This is a genomic window from Bacillus sp. FF-1 (assembly GCF_028548245.1).
Lineage (GTDB): Bacteria > Bacillota > Bacilli > Bacillales > Bacillaceae_G > Bacillus_A > Bacillus_A paranthracis.
The window spans coordinates 97,364-112,401 of the sequence record NZ_JAQQGG010000004.1 but is presented as its reverse complement, the minus strand read 5'-3'; the positions used below and the strand labels follow the sequence as shown (position 1 = coordinate 112,401).

17 protein-coding genes are annotated in these 15,038 nt (G+C 37.8%); all 17 read right to left on the bottom strand.

What is annotated here, in order from left to right:
- Positions 1–7 precede the first annotated feature (7 nt).
- Positions 8–550, bottom strand: coding sequence for an ATP-dependent protease proteolytic subunit HslV (gene hslV, locus PQF83_RS15865; RefSeq protein WP_000526271.1), 543 nt, complete (start codon positions 548–550; stop codon positions 8–10).
- 42 nt (positions 551–592) lie between these two features.
- Entirely contained in the window at positions 593–1,492 is a 900-nt protein-coding gene (xerC, locus tag PQF83_RS15860; RefSeq protein WP_001101228.1) for a tyrosine recombinase XerC, read from the bottom strand.
- Positions 1,493–1,557: 65 nt separating this feature from the next.
- Positions 1,558–2,862, bottom strand: coding sequence for an FADH(2)-oxidizing methylenetetrahydrofolate--tRNA-(uracil(54)-C(5))-methyltransferase TrmFO (trmFO, locus tag PQF83_RS15855; RefSeq protein ID WP_001998091.1), 1,305 nt, complete (start codon positions 2,860–2,862; stop codon positions 1,558–1,560).
- A gap of 50 nt (positions 2,863–2,912) precedes the next feature.
- Positions 2,913–4,991, bottom strand: coding sequence for a type I DNA topoisomerase (topA, locus tag PQF83_RS15850; RefSeq protein WP_001286973.1), 2,079 nt, complete (start codon positions 4,989–4,991; stop codon positions 2,913–2,915).
- A gap of 144 nt (positions 4,992–5,135) precedes the next feature.
- Entirely contained in the window at positions 5,136–6,005 is an 870-nt protein-coding gene (dprA, locus tag PQF83_RS15845) for a DNA-processing protein DprA (RefSeq protein WP_000818025.1), read from the bottom strand.
- 87 nt (positions 6,006–6,092) lie between these two features.
- A complete protein-coding gene (sucD, locus tag PQF83_RS15840; RefSeq protein ID WP_000115178.1) occupies positions 6,093–6,995 on the bottom strand; it encodes a succinate--CoA ligase subunit alpha in 903 nt (300 codons plus the stop codon).
- 19 nt (positions 6,996–7,014) lie between these two features.
- Positions 7,015–8,175 carry an ADP-forming succinate--CoA ligase subunit beta gene (gene sucC / locus PQF83_RS15835; protein ID WP_001020785.1) on the bottom strand — a complete coding sequence of 387 codons (1,161 nt, stop codon included), beginning with the start codon at positions 8,173–8,175 and terminating at the stop codon, positions 7,015–7,017.
- Between the two features lie 193 nt (positions 8,176–8,368).
- Entirely contained in the window at positions 8,369–9,142 is a 774-nt protein-coding gene (gene rnhB / locus PQF83_RS15830) for a ribonuclease HII (protein ID WP_001174725.1), read from the bottom strand.
- Positions 9,143–9,193: 51 nt separating this feature from the next.
- A complete protein-coding gene (gene ylqF, locus PQF83_RS15825) occupies positions 9,194–10,084 on the bottom strand; it encodes a ribosome biogenesis GTPase YlqF (protein WP_000236700.1) in 891 nt (296 codons plus the stop codon).
- A gap of 20 nt (positions 10,085–10,104) precedes the next feature.
- Entirely contained in the window at positions 10,105–10,656 is a 552-nt protein-coding gene (gene lepB / locus PQF83_RS15820) for a signal peptidase I (protein ID WP_000711857.1), read from the bottom strand.
- Between the two features lie 101 nt (positions 10,657–10,757).
- Positions 10,758–11,102 (bottom strand): 50S ribosomal protein L19, encoded by a 345-nt coding sequence (gene rplS, locus PQF83_RS15815; protein WP_001186516.1) that lies wholly within the window; start codon positions 11,100–11,102, stop codon positions 10,758–10,760.
- A gap of 146 nt (positions 11,103–11,248) precedes the next feature.
- Positions 11,249–11,983, bottom strand: coding sequence for a tRNA (guanosine(37)-N1)-methyltransferase TrmD (trmD, locus tag PQF83_RS15810; protein ID WP_000686892.1), 735 nt, complete (start codon positions 11,981–11,983; stop codon positions 11,249–11,251).
- Positions 11,983–12,498 carry a ribosome maturation factor RimM gene (rimM, locus tag PQF83_RS15805; protein ID WP_000170268.1) on the bottom strand — a complete coding sequence of 172 codons (516 nt, stop codon included), beginning with the start codon at positions 12,496–12,498 and terminating at the stop codon, positions 11,983–11,985. Before rimM ends, trmD begins: the two co-directional genes overlap by 1 nt.
- Before the next feature lie 120 nt (positions 12,499–12,618).
- On the bottom strand, positions 12,619–12,846 hold the full coding sequence (locus PQF83_RS15800) for a KH domain-containing protein (protein ID WP_000737403.1): 228 nt from the start codon (positions 12,844–12,846) through the stop codon (positions 12,619–12,621).
- A 14-nt stretch (positions 12,847–12,860) separates the two neighbouring features.
- The gene (gene rpsP / locus PQF83_RS15795) at positions 12,861–13,133 is read right to left on the bottom strand and encodes a 30S ribosomal protein S16 (RefSeq protein WP_000268750.1); all 273 of its coding nucleotides are present in this window, start codon (positions 13,131–13,133) and stop codon (positions 12,861–12,863) included.
- 100 nt (positions 13,134–13,233) lie between these two features.
- Positions 13,234–14,583, bottom strand: a complete 1,350-nt coding sequence (gene ffh / locus PQF83_RS15790; RefSeq protein WP_000863461.1) for a signal recognition particle protein — start codon at positions 14,581–14,583, stop codon at positions 13,234–13,236.
- A 12-nt stretch (positions 14,584–14,595) separates the two neighbouring features.
- Positions 14,596–14,928, bottom strand: a complete 333-nt coding sequence (locus PQF83_RS15785) for a putative DNA-binding protein (protein ID WP_000891062.1) — start codon at positions 14,926–14,928, stop codon at positions 14,596–14,598.
- Positions 14,929–15,038: the final 110 nt, after the last annotated feature.

Genomic DNA, 15,038 nt, shown 5'->3' with positions numbered 1-15,038 from the left:
TACGATTCTACAATTCTTCCACAATTATATTGTGGTTTGTATACACACAAATATCGCCTGCAATGTCTAAACTCGCTTTCGCAATTTGCTTCGCTGTTAAATGTTCACTTGCATATTGTTTTAAAGCACGACCTGCTGAAAGCGCATAATTTCCGCCAGATCCAATTGCTAAAATACCATCATCCGGTTCAATCACTTCTCCCGTACCTGAAACAAGGAGCATCGTTGTTTTATCCATGACAATGAGCATCGCTTCTAGCTGACGTAACATTTTGTCACCGCGCCATTGCTTCGCCATCTCAACAGCAGCACGCTGCAAGTTTCCATTATACTCTTCTAATTTCCCTTCAAACATTTCAAAAAGAGTAAATGCATCAGCAACTGAACCTGCAAAACCAGCTAAAACTTTCCCTTGAAAAAGTTTACGAACCTTACGAGCTGTATGTTTCATTACAACAGCATTTCCCATTGTCACCTGGCCATCTCCAGCCATTGCACATTCTCCATTATGATGAACTGCAAATATCGTTGTAGCGTGGAAATTTCCCATAGAAAAAACTCCTTTATATGTTTTTATAGCTTTAAAAGCAATTTATGCCCGTGGGTGATGCTTCATGTAGACAGAACGCAATCTTTCTTTAGAGACATGCGTATAAATTTGTGTCGTAGACAAATTTTCATGACCGAGTAGCTCCTGTACAGTACGTAAATCTGCCCCTTCATCTAACATATGTGTAGCAAATGTATGCCTTAACATATGAGGACTTATACGCATTGTCAGTGAAGCTTTCTTAATGAGTTCATTTAATACATAGCGTACTCCTCGACTTGTCAGCGGCGTGCCTTTCGCATTTAAAAATACCATATGAGATTGTTCTTCAGTTTTCTTGGCTAACTGTTTTCTCCCGTTCTCTATATAAGTAATTAAAGCATCTTGTGCATAGCTCCCGAACGGAATATACCTTTGTTTTTTTCCTTTTCCCATTACTAAAATTGTTCCCACCGCAAAGTCAATATCGGTAAGTTGTAAATTGACACATTCACTCACACGGATCCCGGTCGCATACATCAACTCTAATAAAGCTTGATTCCTTTGACCTAACGGGGTTTCCGTATCAGAAACTTCAAATAATTCCTCTAATTCTTCAGCATATAAAAACTTTGGGATTGACAATTCTTTTTTGGGGAGTGACGCAAGTGCAAACGGATTATCCTTCCGATAACCTTCACGCATCAAAAAACGATATAAACTTCGTAAGCTTGATACTTTTCTTGCGACAGATTTACGGGCTAACTTTTCATCGTGCAACGTCGTTAAGTACAAACGAACATCCGCGTATGTAATATCTAAAAAAGAGGATATGCCTTCTCGCTCCATAAATTGCACAAAATGTTCTAAATCATTTTGATAACTTGCAATTGTATATTTTGAATAATTTCTTTCAATTTGTAAATATCCAACGAATAATTGTAACAATTTCTTCACATTCACACAATTCACCTCAATAAAGGCTACTAAATCGTATCACAACTTAGTAGCCTTTGCAAGAAATTTAACTAAATATTTACAAAATTTCGAATCGTTTCTAAAGCGCGTGCTGCATAGGCTTCATTACGTTCTGCTTTTTTCTTAATTTTCTTCTCTAACGGTGCAAACAGACCGAAGTTTGCATTCATTGGCTGGAAGTTTTTCGCGTTTGTCGCAGTAATATAATTCGCCATACTTCCCATTGCAGTTACAGGTGGCAATACAACCGGCTCTTCACCTTTTACAAGTCGAGCAGCGTTGATACCTGCTAGCAATCCTGAAGCCGCCGATTCAACATACCCCTCTACTCCAGTCATTTGACCAGCGAAGAATAAATCATCACGTTGTTTATATTGGTATGTTGGACGAAGTAAGTTAGGTGAATTAATAAACGTATTACGATGCATTACACCATAACGTACAATCTCTGCGTTTTCCAGTCCCGGAATCAACTGTAACACTTCTTTTTGCGGTCCCCATTTTAAATGCGTTTGGAAACCTACGATATTGTATAACGTCCCCGCTGCATCATCTTGACGTAACTGAACAACAGCATATGGCGTTTTCCCTGTTTTTGGATCTTCTAATCCAACAGGTTTCATCGGTCCAAATACTAGTGTTTGTCTTCCTCTACTTGCCATAACTTCTACCGGCATACAACCTTCAAAGAAAATTTCTTTTTCAAATTCTTTTAAAGGTACTGTTTCAGCAGCGATTAAAGCCTCGTAAAAACGGTCAAATTCCTCTTCCGTCATTGGACAGTTTAAATATGCCGCTTCACCTTTATCGTAACGAGATTTTAAATACACTTTATTCATATCAATGCTGTCTTTCTCAACAATCGGTGCTGCTGCATCATAGAAATAAAAGTAGTCTTCACCCGTTAATTCTTTTAATTGCGCAGAAAGATCAGGCGACGTAAGTGGACCTGTCGCAATAACAGTAGGACCTTCTGGAATTTCAGTGATTTCTTCATTCACCACAGTTACGTTCGGATGATTTTTCACATATTCCGTTACTTTTGCTGCAAATTCATGACGATCTACCGCTAAAGCCCCTCCTGCTGGTACAGAACACTCATCAGCTGCACGAATAATAACAGAATCCATTAAACGCATTTCTTCTTTAATAACACCAACAGCATTTGTTAATGTGTTTGCGCGAAGCGAGTTACTACATACTAATTCTGCAAATTTATCTGTGTGATGAGCTGGCGTTTGCCTTACCGGTCTCATTTCGTATAATCTTACTTGGACACCACGTTTTGCAATTTGGTAAGCTGCTTCACTTCCTGCAAGACCTGCGCCAATGACGTTTACTACTTGTGTTGTCATATATTTATCACCTTTCCTTTTCTTCCCGAAAAAAATGTGAGCAGTTACGCTCACATTTGTTGTTCTTCTTCATAATCACACGAAATACATTGTACTTGTACGCCTTTTTTCAACTTCTTCTCTACTAGCATACCTTCACACTTCGGACATTTACGGCCAATCGGCTTATCCCAAGATACAAAGTCACACTCTGGATACGTACCGCACCCATAGAAAAGACGTTTCTTTTTATTACTACGACGTTCAATAATTTGACCTTTATCACATTTCGGACAAGTAACACCGATTTCTTTCACAATCGGTTTTGTATTACGACAATCTGGGAAATTCGAGCAAGCCATAAATTTCCCGTATTTACCCATTTTAAAGACCATTGGGTGATTACATAATTCACAATCTTCCCCAGCTGGTTCATCTTTAATTTCCACTTCACGCATTTCTTTTTCCGCTTTTTCTAAACGCGGTTCAAATCCTACGTAGAAATCATCAACAATTTTTACCCAATTCGCATTTCCTTCTTCTACTTCATCGAGGCTTTGCTCCATGTTAGCAGTAAATTCAATGTTAATAATCTCCGGGAAAAACTCTAAAATAAGTTCAATTACTATTTCACCTAGTTCAGTTGGAACGAAGCGTTTATTATCCAAACCTACATATCCACGTTTTTGAATCGTTTCAAGTGTCGGTACGTAAGTCGACGGTCTTCCAATTCCAAGCTCTTCAAGTGTTCTTACTAAACGAGCCTCTGTATAGCGCGGCGGAGGTTGTGTAAAGTGTTGCTTCGGTTCTAAATCCTTCGAAAATACGGTTTCCCCTACTTCTAAAGGTGGCAACATCTTATCCTTTTCTTCAGCCCCATCATCTTTCGACTCTACATACACTTTCATAAATCCTGGGAACTTTACAACCGATCCACTTGAACGGAACTGAACATTATTATTAATGAGTCTCGCTGTCACAGTATCCATTATAGCAGACGCCATTTGACTTGCAACAAATCGCTCCCAAATCAATTTATACAATCGAAGTTGGTCACGACTTAAGAAACTCTTTAGTTCCTCTGGCTTTCTCATTACCGAAGTAGGACGAATTGCCTCATGCGCATCTTGTGCGTTCGACTTCTTCGTTTCTTTCTTCTTTTCTGTTCCTATGTATTCCGTACCAAACGCCTCAGTAATGTACGTACGTGCCTCTGTTTGAGCTGTTTCTGAGATACGTGTTGAATCAGTTCTCATATACGTAATAAGACCTACAGTTCCTTGTTTTCCAAGATCAATTCCTTCATACAATTGCTGCGCAAGCATCATCGTTTTCTTTGCTCGCATGTTTAACTTACGCGCCGCCTCTTGTTGCAAGGAAGATGTTGTAAATGGTAATGCTGGATTACGTTTTCGCTCTTTTCTCGTTACATTTTCAACTGAGAACGCATTATCTTTCAGCCGTTCAATTATTTCATTCACTTGTGTTTCATTCGTTAATTGAACTTTTTCACCATCTACACCGTAAAAGCTTGCTTCAAATGTGTCTTTCCCTTTCACAAATTCTGTCTTAATTGTCCAGAATTCTTCAGGCTCGAAACTTTGTATTTCTCTTTCACGTTCGATAATTAAACGAACTGCTACAGATTGTACGCGTCCTGCACTTAATCCTTTTTTTACTTTCTTCCATAATAAAGGACTAATATTGTAACCAACAAGACGATCTAGTATACGTCTTGCTTGTTGTGCATCTACTAAATTCATGTTAATCGCGCGAGGATGTTTGAATGATTCTTTTATTGCATCTTTTGTAATCTCATTAAACACAACTCGGCAATCTGATTCAACGTCCACATTTAACGTATTGGCTAAATGCCAAGCAATAGCTTCCCCTTCGCGGTCTGGATCGGCCGCGAGATAGACTTTCTTTGCTTTTTTTGCTGCTGATTTTAAGTCTTTTAAGACGGGACCTTTACCACGAATGGTAATATACTTCGGGGTGAAGTTGTTCTTTACTTCTATCCCCATTTGGCTTTTAGGTAAATCGCGAACGTGTCCCATAGACGCGACAACTTTGTATTTTTTCCCTAAATATTTCTCAATGGTCTTCGCCTTAGAAGGCGACTCCACGATTACGAGGTAATCTGACATGCTAGTGCCTCCTTAAGAGGTGGATTCAAGTCTTCATTAATCTTATTGATTTCTCTTGTTTTTGTCAATCAAGAATGAATATACCATACAGTGCCTATCTACCATTTGTCAATAATTGTTTAATAAAAACATAAAAATATAAGGTTAATTTAAAATCTCTTCCAGTATATCTTCTGCATTTCTTACTAGTTTCGCTCCTTGTTGAATGAGATGATTTGTTCCTGATGCACTATCTATAAATATAGGTCCAGGCAGTGCAAATACCTCTCTATTTTGCTCTAGAGCAAGGTCTGCGGTAATAAGTGTTCCACTTCTTGATTTCGCTTCTACAACTAAAATACCTTTACTTATGCCACTAATAATTCGATTCCTTTTTGGAAAATACCATTTTTTCGGTGCATAGTGCGGAGGATACTCTGTTAATAACAATATATATTCATTCCACACTTCATATAAATATCGATTCTCTCTTGGATATATATACGATAATCCATGTCCTAGTATCGCAATTGTTGGGCAATGCCGTCTTACTGTAATTTCATGAGACATCGCATCTATCCCTCTTGCAAATCCACTGACAATAAGCCATTCTTTTTCTAATAATGGATGTAAAATAAATTTCAAACTTTCATATCCATATAAAGTCGGCTCTCTCGTTCCAACAACCGCTAATTTATTCACTTTATCGAGAAAATCTTTTTCTCCTTTTCCATATAATACAAAGGGAGGATCTTGTATTTCACGTAATAATTTTGGATAATCTTCATCCCATATTGTCATATAAAAGAATCGATTTTTCTCTAAATAAGATATATATTGTGGGAGATTTGAACTTTGAAGAAAATTTACTAATTCTGAAGATTTTTTCGAGGATATTCCAGTGTAACATTCAATTTGTTTTGCATTAAAATTGTATATTTCCTTCAATTCTGGATCGACATGTAATAGCCTCTCTATCGCCTTCCAATGGTCTGCTAACAAGTAATGAAGATGTAATAATCGTTCTCTTTTCATCCTAATTCTCCTTACCCATAATTTTTATTATGTTAACAAGAAGTTTGTAAAAAGACACCTTCAAGCAAGAAGGTGTCTTTCAACAGATTAGTAGTTTTTACAAGTCTCAAATAGACCTTTTTCTTTTAAGACAGAGATTAGCGTTTCACCCATAACTGCTGGAGTTTCCGCTACTTTAATACCACAAGCTTCCATCGTTTTAATCTTTTCTGCAGCAGTTCCTTTACCGCCAGAAATGATTGCACCAGCATGACCCATACGTTTGCCAGCAGGCGCTGTTTGGCCGCCAATGAAGCCTACAACAGGTTTTGTCATATTAGCTTTCACCCATTCAGCTGCCTCTTCTTCCGCTGTACCACCGATTTCACCAATCATAATTACAGCATGTGTTTCTTCATCTTCATTAAATGCTTTTAACGCATCAATAAAGTCTGTACCGTTAACAGGGTCTCCGCCGATACCTACAGCCGTAGATTGACCAATACCTTCTTGTGTTAACTGATGTACAGCCTCATACGTTAATGTACCAGAGCGAGATACGATACCTACATGACCTTTTTTATGAATGTACCCTGGCATAATACCAATTTTACATTCATCAGGTGTGATAACACCTGGGCAGTTCGGTCCAAGTAAACGTGTATGTTTACCAGCCATATATCTCTTTACATTTACCATATCTAATACAGGAATTCCTTCAGTAATACATACTACTAAATCAATTTCTGCATCAACTGCTTCCATAATTGCATCAGCCGCAAAAGCGGGTGGAACGTATACAACTGAAGCGTTTGCGCCTGTTGCTTTCACTGCATCTTCTACAGTATCAAATACTGGTACACCTTCAATATCAGTGCCACCTTTACCTGGCGTTACACCACCGACAATTTTCGTACCGTATTCTATCATTTGCTTTGTGTGGAATAACCCTTGAGAACCTGTAATACCTTGAACAATAACTTTTGTATCTTTATTAACTAATACGCTCATTTTTCTCCCCCGCTTTCTATTAGCCCACTAGTGAAACAATTTTTTGTGCACCGTCTGCCATAGATTCTGCTGCAACAATATTTAAGCCAGACTCATTTAAAATTTTCTTACCTAACTCTACGTTTGTACCTTCAAGACGTACAACTAAAGGCAATTCAAGACCTACTTGTTTCGTTGCTTCAATAACACCTTCTGCAATAACATCACACTTCATAATGCCACCAAAAATGTTAACGAAGATACCTTTTACATTTTTGTCAGAAAGGATAATTTTGAATGCTTCTGTAACCTTTTCAGCTGTCGCACCGCCACCAACATCTAAAAAGTTAGCTGGATCGCCATGGTAATGTTTAATGATATCCATCGTAGCCATCGCTAAACCTGCACCATTAACCATACAACCGATATTTCCATCTAAAGGAATGTAGTTTAAGTCATATTTAGAAGCTTCGATTTCTTTTGCATCTTCTTCATCAAGGTCACGAAGTTCTAAAATATCCTTATGGCGATATAAAGCATTAGAATCAAAGTTTAATTTCGCATCTAATGCCATAACTTTACCATCACCTGTTGTAACAAGTGGGTTAATCTCTGCGATAGAGCAATCTTTTTCGATAAAAGCACGGTATAAGCCCATCATAAACTTCACAGCTTGTCCTACAAGCTCTTTTGGAATATTGATGTTAAATGCAATTCGGCGTGCTTGGAAGCCTTGTAAGCCTACTGCTGGATCAATATATTCTTTAAAGATTTTTTCAGGTGTTTTTTCTGCTACTTCTTCAATTTCTGTTCCGCCTTCTTCAGAAGCCATTAAAACAACTTGAGAAGTTGCACGGTCTAAAACAAGACCTACATAATATTCTTTTTTAATATCGCAACCTTCTTCGATAAGTAAGCGTTTTACTTCCTTACCTTCAGGACCTGTTTGATGTGTCACAAGTGTAGTTCCTAAAATGCTCTCTGCATATGTACGAACTTCATCTAAATTTTTTGCAACTTTTACTCCGCCAGCTTTGCCGCGTCCACCAGCGTGAATTTGTGCTTTCACTACACATACATCCGTTCCTAATTCTTTCGCCGCTTCTACAGCTTCTTCTACTGTAAATGCAACCTTCCCGTTCGGAACGCTAACCCCATAGCTTCTAAGGACTGCCTTACCTTGGTACTCATGGATATTCATGGTCCCATCCTCCCCTGTTTTCCTGTTTTACTCGAAAAGTTTTTTAATGTTTAAAAAACATTACATTGCCATTGTATAAGATGATTGGCACGCTGTCTACAATAAAGTGTCAGAAAACTGAAATCGCTTTATTCTTTTTGGAAAATAGTAATGTTTATATGTCAAAATACAAAATAAGCTGCGTTTTCGCAGCTTATTTTTGAATCATATCTTTAATTGGCGCAAACGATTTTCGATGTTCTTCTAATATGCCATGCGCTTCAATCGCTTCTAAATGTTGTTTTGTGCCATATCCCATATGTTGTTCAAATCCATATGCAGGATACTTTTCTCCAAGCTCTTTCATCATACGATCTCTCGTTACTTTCGCAATAATGGATGCAGCTGAAATAGAAATACTTTTTGCATCACCTTTAATAATAGATGTTTGCGGAATTGGTGTAGGGAGTTTCATCGCATCAATTAATAAATATTGTGGTGTACAAGATAAATTCGCAACAGCATCTAACATCGCTTGTTTCGTCGCTTGATAAATATTTATTTCATCAATAACTTGCGGTGATACAATTCCAACTCCAATTGCAATTGCTTGCGCTTTAATTTCATCATAAAAACGCTCACGTTTCGCTTCACTCAACTTTTTCGAGTCATTTAACCCCGGAATATAAAAATCCTTAGGAAGAACGACAGCTGCCGTCACAACAGGCCCAGCTAACGGTCCACGACCTACTTCATCTATACCTGCGATATATGTGAGACCTTTTTCACGTAATGCATTTTCATATTTAGACATTTCTAGAAATTTTTCTTTTTCCTTTTGTGCTAACTCTTTTTGTTTATACCACTTCGAAATGAGCTTTTGTACCCCTTTTCGCTCATCTTTCATTAATATCTGAAAGCGGTCGTCCTCTTCACTCATAATTTCTTGTAGTAAATGTTCCGCCTCTTGAATCGTCACTTTTTGCATTCATGCCACTCCCTTTATATACAAAAAAGAAAAGACGTACAAACGCACGTCTTATACTTCTTCTACTTTTTCTGCATCTTCTGTCTGCTCTGCAAACTCTTCTGGTGTTTCAAACGTCATTTTTCCAAGTTTGCCACCACGAAGCTCACGAAGTACAAGTTCAGATGTTTTATCATAATCAATCATTCCGCCGCCCATTAAACAGCCTCTATTTTTTCCAATCGCATCAAATAACTCCACGATATCTTCTGGAATGTCATTTAAATTATAGCGCTCTTTTAATCGCTCTGGGTAATGTTTCTCCATAAAACGTAGCGCATAAACAGCTACGTCTTGTAGATTTAAAATAGAATCTTTAATTGCACCAGTCGTAGCTAGACGTAATCCAACTAATTGGTCCTCAAATTTAGGCCATAGTATACCTGGTGTATCAAGTAATTCCATTTCCTTCCCAACTTTAATCCATTGCTGAGCTGTTGTCACACCAGGACGATCTCCTGTTTTAGCAATATTTTTCTTCGCTAACTTATTAATCAACGTAGATTTACCAACATTCGGTATCCCCACAATTAATGCACGAATCGCTCTCGGTCTAATACCTTTTGCAACCATTTTATCAAATTTCTCTTTCACTAACACTTTACAAGCCGCCGCAATTTCCTTCATGCCTTGTCCAGCCTGTGCGTTAATTGAAATTGCCATATGGCCTTTTTCTTTAAAATATGCGATCCATTGCTTTGTTAAACGATCATCTGCCATATCCGCTTTATTTAAAACAACAAGCCTCGGTTTATGTGTAATAATCTCATCGATCATCGGATTTCGAGAAGATAAAGGTAATCGAGCATCTACAAGCTCAATTACAACATCAATTAACTTTAATTTTTCTGTTACTTGGCGTCTAGCCTTTGCCATATGTCCCGGGAACCATTGAATTACCATGTTGCCACCTTCTTTTTCTTTTATTTCACAATACGAGCATCTTTTAACGGCCAATATAGTATATTTGCCTTTCCAATCACTTGGTCCATTGAAATTGTACCAATCGAACGGCTATCTTTACTAAAACGACGATTATCGCCTAAAACAAATAATTGACCTTCTGGAACAGTTTTCTTCCCTGTCATTTCTTCAAGAGTGAAATCATATGTAAGCGGTCCGTCAGCAATTTGTTTTTTCTGCTTGTCTAAATACGGCTCCTCATAAGCCTTTCCATTAACATATAGTTTATCATTACGATACTCTATTTCATCGCCTGGCAGGCCGATAATACGCTTAATATAATCTTTATCTTCCGTTGCTCGGAATACAATAATATCAAATCGTTTCGGATCTCCTATGTGATAACCAATTTTATTAACAATCATTCGATCGCGATCATGTAATGTAGACGCCATCGATACTCCATCTACGAGAATTGGCGCAAAGAAAAACTGTCTAATAACACCTGCTAATACAACAGCTATCAAAATTGCCTTGATCCATTCCCAAAGTGAACTCTTTTCTTTCTTCATGCTTTTCCCCTCCACGATTATGTAAGCTGATCGTATTATATCAAAATTTTATATAGATTGGAAAAAGGGAGCTTGTGCATTTACAAGCTCCCATACATGTCTTATCGAATTTCTTTAATACGTGCTTTTTTACCGCGAAGGTTACGTAAGTAGTATAACTTAGCACGACGTACTTTACCACGGCGAAGTACTTCGATTTTCGCGATTCTTGGCGTGTGAACTGGGAATGTACGCTCTACACCTACACCGTAAGAAATCTTACGAACTGTGAATGTTTCACTGATTCCGCCACCACGACGTTTAATTACAACACCTTCGAAAAGCTGAATTCTTTCACGAGTTCCCTCAACTACTTTTACGTGTACACGTAAAGTGTCTCCAGGACGGAATGAAGGAAGGTCAGTTTTTAATTGGCCTTTTGTAATTTCTGCGATTAATTGTTGCATATTAAATTCTCTCCTTTAAACAGATGCTCTTATAAAGTCTAAATAAATTACAGCGGAACATCGTTAATACGGCTACTGATTTCAGCAGCACAAGTGTTATAATAGCATATTGCTAAGGCTGTTGCAATAGAAAATATATCAAGCACTTATTTGCCTTCTTTAATCTGTTCTAGCCACTTCTTTTCTTGCTTAGACAATTCTCGTTCTTCTAGTAAATCCGGTCTACGCGTGTACGTACGACGCAACGATTCTTTATGTCGCCATTCATCAATATTTTTATGATTTCCCGACATTAATACATCTGGCACTTTCATACCACGAAAATCAGCTGGACGTGTATAATGAGGATGCTCTAATAAACCTGTACTAAACGAATCCTCGACTTGTGAAGCATGATTTCCTAGTACTCCTGGAAGGAGACGTACGACACTATCAGTTATAACCATAGAGGCTAACTCTCCACCCGTTAATACATAGTCACCGATAGAAATCTCATCTGTTACGAGATGTTCACGAATTCGTTCGTCATATCCTTCATAATGCCCACATACAAAGATTAAATGTTCTTCCTCTGCAAGCTCTTCCGCCTTCTTCTGAGTAAACCTTTCACCTTGCGGACACATTAAGACAACTCGCGGCTTCCGCTCTGTCTCTTTCGTTAAATCTTCTACAGCATCAAAAATAGGCTGAGGAGTTAACACCATCCCAGCGCCGCCACCATACGGATAATCATCCACACTATTATGCTTACTCGTTGTATAATCGCGGAAATTGACAACACGAAGCTCTACCGCTTCTTTTTCTTGTGCTTTCTTTAAAATTGAAGATCCAAACACACCTGTAAACATATCTGGAAACAAAGTTAAAATGTCAATTTTCATTATAGTAGCCCTTCCATTACATGAATGGTTACTAATTTATTCTCAATGTTAACTTGAAGCACAACATCATCAATATAAGGAATTAACAAATCTTGACCTTTTGGACGTTTAATTACCCAAACATCATTTGCACCAGGAGATAGAACTTCTTTTATTGTCCCTAGCGCTTCTCCTTCTTCCGTTACAACGTTGCAACCAATAATTTCATGATAGTAGTATTCACCTTCAGCTAGTTCGCCTAATTGATCTTCAGGCACTTTTAAAAGAGAACCTTTAAACTGTTCTACTTCATTTACATTCCCATATCCTTCAAATGTCAATAAATCAAATGTTTTATGTTGACGATGAGAAGTAATCTTTACTGGGAAAGGCTCTCCACCTTTTTCATTCGATATGTATAACGTATTCCCTACTTTATATCGCTCTTCTGGAAAATCCGTACGAGAAACCACACGAATTTCTCCTTTTACGCCATGAGTATTTACAATTTTTCCTACGTTAAACCATTTTGTCATAAACAGTATGTCACCCCTGGTTTCTATATAAATTAAGCATCCCCATTTCACATATGGAACATGCAACTTCTCTTTAAATGTTAAAAAAGGGAGAGGAATAACTCCTCGCCCTTTTTACGTTTATTGAATTTCCAGTGTTACTTTTTCACTATTGTGATGTCCCACTGAATACAAGAGCATTCGAATTGCTTTCGCAACTTTCCCTTGTTTTCCAATGACTTTTCCAACATCCTCAGGATGTACAGTTAATCGATACTTTATCTCTCCGTTGTAAAGTTCCTGTGTAACTTTTACATCTTCAGGATAATCGACAAGAGGCTTGACAATCGTCTCGACTAACTTCTTCATAGTCATTGCCTCAATTACTTACCTTGTTTAGATAAGTGGAATTTCTCCATGATACCTTGGTTAGAGAATAAGTTACGAACTGTATCAGATGGTTTAGCACCATTTCCTAACCATTTTAATGCTGCTTCTTCGTTGATCTTAACTTCAGCTGGTTGAGCAACCGGATTGTAAGTACCGATTTCCTCAATGAAACGTCCGTCACGAGGAGAACGAGAATCTGCAACAACTACACGATAGAAAGGAGTTTTTTTAGCTCCCATACGTTTTAAACGAATTTTAACTGCCATTTATAAAGCACCTCCGAATTTATTTCACACAGATAATTATATTAGCAAAAAGACTATTGCTTTGTAAAGTATTTTTTCTTAACAGAGCCATCTTTTTTCCTTACATGAATGGAAACTTCAATCCACCTAGTCCTTTTTTCTTACCTTTTTGCATTCCAGTCATCGTTTTCATCATTTTTTTCATATCATCAAATTGCTTGATTAAACGATTGATTTCTTGTACCGTTGTACCGCTACCTTTGGCAATGCGTTTTTTGCGACTAGCATTGATTATTTCCGGTTGTTCTCGCTCTAATTTAGTCATAGAACGAATAATTGCCTCAATATGCCCAATTTGTTTTTCATCAACTTGTGCATTTTTCAGCCCTTTAATTTTATTTGCACCAGGAAGCATTCCTAACAATTCATCAAGCGGTCCAAGTTGACGCACTTGTCCAAGTTGTTCTAGGAAATCGTCAAGTGTAAACGAAAGCGTACGCATTTTTTGCTCAAGTTCTTTTGCTTTCTCTTCATCAACTGTAGCTTGCGCTTTTTCAATTAATGTTAAGACGTCTCCCATCCCTAAAATACGGGATGCCATACGTTCTGGATGGAACGCTTCAAGTGCATCTAGTTTTTCACCCATACCAGCAAATTTAATTGGCGTATTTGTAACAGCTTTAATAGACAATGCCGCACCACCGCGCGTATCACCATCCAGCTTCGTTAATACAACCCCTGTTAAACCTAGCTGTTCATGGAAACTTTGTGCAACATTAACCGCGTCTTGTCCTGTCATCGCATCGACAACAAGGAAAATTTCATCCGGTTTCGCAACTTCTTTCACTTTCGCTAATTCATCCATTAGTTCTTCATCAATATGCAGGCGACCTGCTGTATCAATTAAAACATAATCATGATGATCTTCTTTCGCTTTTGCAATCGCTTGTTTCGCAATTTCAACAGGACTTACTTGATCTCCTAAAGAGAATACAGGCATGTCCAATTGCTTCCCTAATGTTTCAAGCTGTTTAATCGCTGCAGGACGGTAAATATCCGCCGCAACAAGCATTGGTTTACGATTATGCTTTTTACGAAGCAAATTCGCAAGCTTACCTGTCGTCGTTGTTTTACCTGCACCTTGCAGACCAACCATCATAATAACAGTCGGTGGCTTATTAGCAACAGCAATTTTGCTTTGCTCTCCGCCCATAAGTTCTGTAAGTTCTTCCTGTACAACCTTAATTACTTGTTGTCCAGGTGTCAAACTTTTCATTACATCTTGTCCGACAGCACGTTCAGATACACGCTTTACAAAATCTTTTACTACTTTAAAGTTAACGTCCGCTTCTAAAAGAGCTAGACGAACTTCTCTCATCATTTCTTTCACATCGGCTTCAGAAACTTTTCCTTTGCCGCGGATTTTTTGCATCGTCTGTTGAAGTCGGTCGGCTAATCCTTCAAATGCCATATTGCCGCCCTCCTAATCTAATTTTTCGATAGCTTCAACAACTTGTTTCATTTCTTCATTCACATGCTCTTCTTCGCTGATTAGCTGTTTTAGCTTTGCAACAAGTCGCTGTCGCTCTTGAAACTTTTGAAGTAATACTAATTTTTCTTCATATTCTTCAAGCATCGCTTCAGTCCGTTTAATGTTATCATACACGGCTTGGCGACTTACATCAAATTCTTCCGCAATTTCACCAAGAGATAAATCATCTAGATAATAAAGCGACATATAACTTCTTTGTTTTTGCGTTAACAACGATTGATAAAAATCAAATAAATAGTTCATTCTCGTTGTTTTTTCGAGCATGTTGGATCATCCTTTGTTAAGTGATTTCCCTTTACATGAATTAGTTTACATGGAGTACAAAAGAGTGTCAAGTTTTTTTCTTAACATCTCATATTTTTATAGAAAAAGAA

Bases quoted from the DNA above. Each gene is read 5' to 3' on its own strand.
- sucC (WP_001020785.1), bottom strand. From the start codon at position 8,175: ATGAATATCCATGAGTACCAAGGTAAGGCAGTCCTTAGAAGCTATGGG.
- trmD (WP_000686892.1), bottom strand. From the start codon at position 11,983: ATGAAAATTGACATTTTAACTTTGTTTCCAGATATGTTTACAGGTGTG.
- rpsP (WP_000268750.1), bottom strand. From the start codon at position 13,133: ATGGCAGTTAAAATTCGTTTAAAACGTATGGGAGCTAAAAAAACTCCT.
- PQF83_RS15785 (WP_000891062.1), bottom strand. From the start codon at position 14,928: ATGCTCGAAAAAACAACGAGAATGAACTATTTATTTGATTTTTATCAA.
- rnhB (WP_001174725.1), bottom strand. From the start codon at position 9,142: ATGCAAAAAGTGACGATTCAAGAGGCGGAACATTTACTACAAGAAATT.
- lepB (WP_000711857.1), bottom strand. From the start codon at position 10,656: ATGAAGAAAGAAAAGAGTTCACTTTGGGAATGGATCAAGGCAATTTTG.
- rplS (WP_001186516.1), bottom strand. From the start codon at position 11,102: ATGCAACAATTAATCGCAGAAATTACAAAAGGCCAATTAAAAACTGAC.
- rimM (WP_000170268.1), bottom strand. From the start codon at position 12,498: ATGACAAAATGGTTTAACGTAGGAAAAATTGTAAATACTCATGGCGTA.
- ylqF (WP_000236700.1), bottom strand. From the start codon at position 10,084: ATGGTAATTCAATGGTTCCCGGGACATATGGCAAAGGCTAGACGCCAA.
- hslV (WP_000526271.1), bottom strand. From the start codon at position 550: ATGGGAAATTTCCACGCTACAACGATATTTGCAGTTCATCATAATGGA.
- sucD (WP_000115178.1), bottom strand. From the start codon at position 6,995: ATGAGCGTATTAGTTAATAAAGATACAAAAGTTATTGTTCAAGGTATT.
- dprA (WP_000818025.1), bottom strand. From the start codon at position 6,005: ATGAAAAGAGAACGATTATTACATCTTCATTACTTGTTAGCAGACCAT.
- ffh (WP_000863461.1), bottom strand. From the start codon at position 14,583: ATGGCATTTGAAGGATTAGCCGACCGACTTCAACAGACGATGCAAAAA.
- topA (WP_001286973.1), bottom strand. From the start codon at position 4,991: ATGTCAGATTACCTCGTAATCGTGGAGTCGCCTTCTAAGGCGAAGACC.
- trmFO (WP_001998091.1), bottom strand. From the start codon at position 2,862: ATGACAACACAAGTAGTAAACGTCATTGGCGCAGGTCTTGCAGGAAGT.
- PQF83_RS15800 (WP_000737403.1), bottom strand. From the start codon at position 12,846: ATGAAGAAGTTAGTCGAGACGATTGTCAAGCCTCTTGTCGATTATCCT.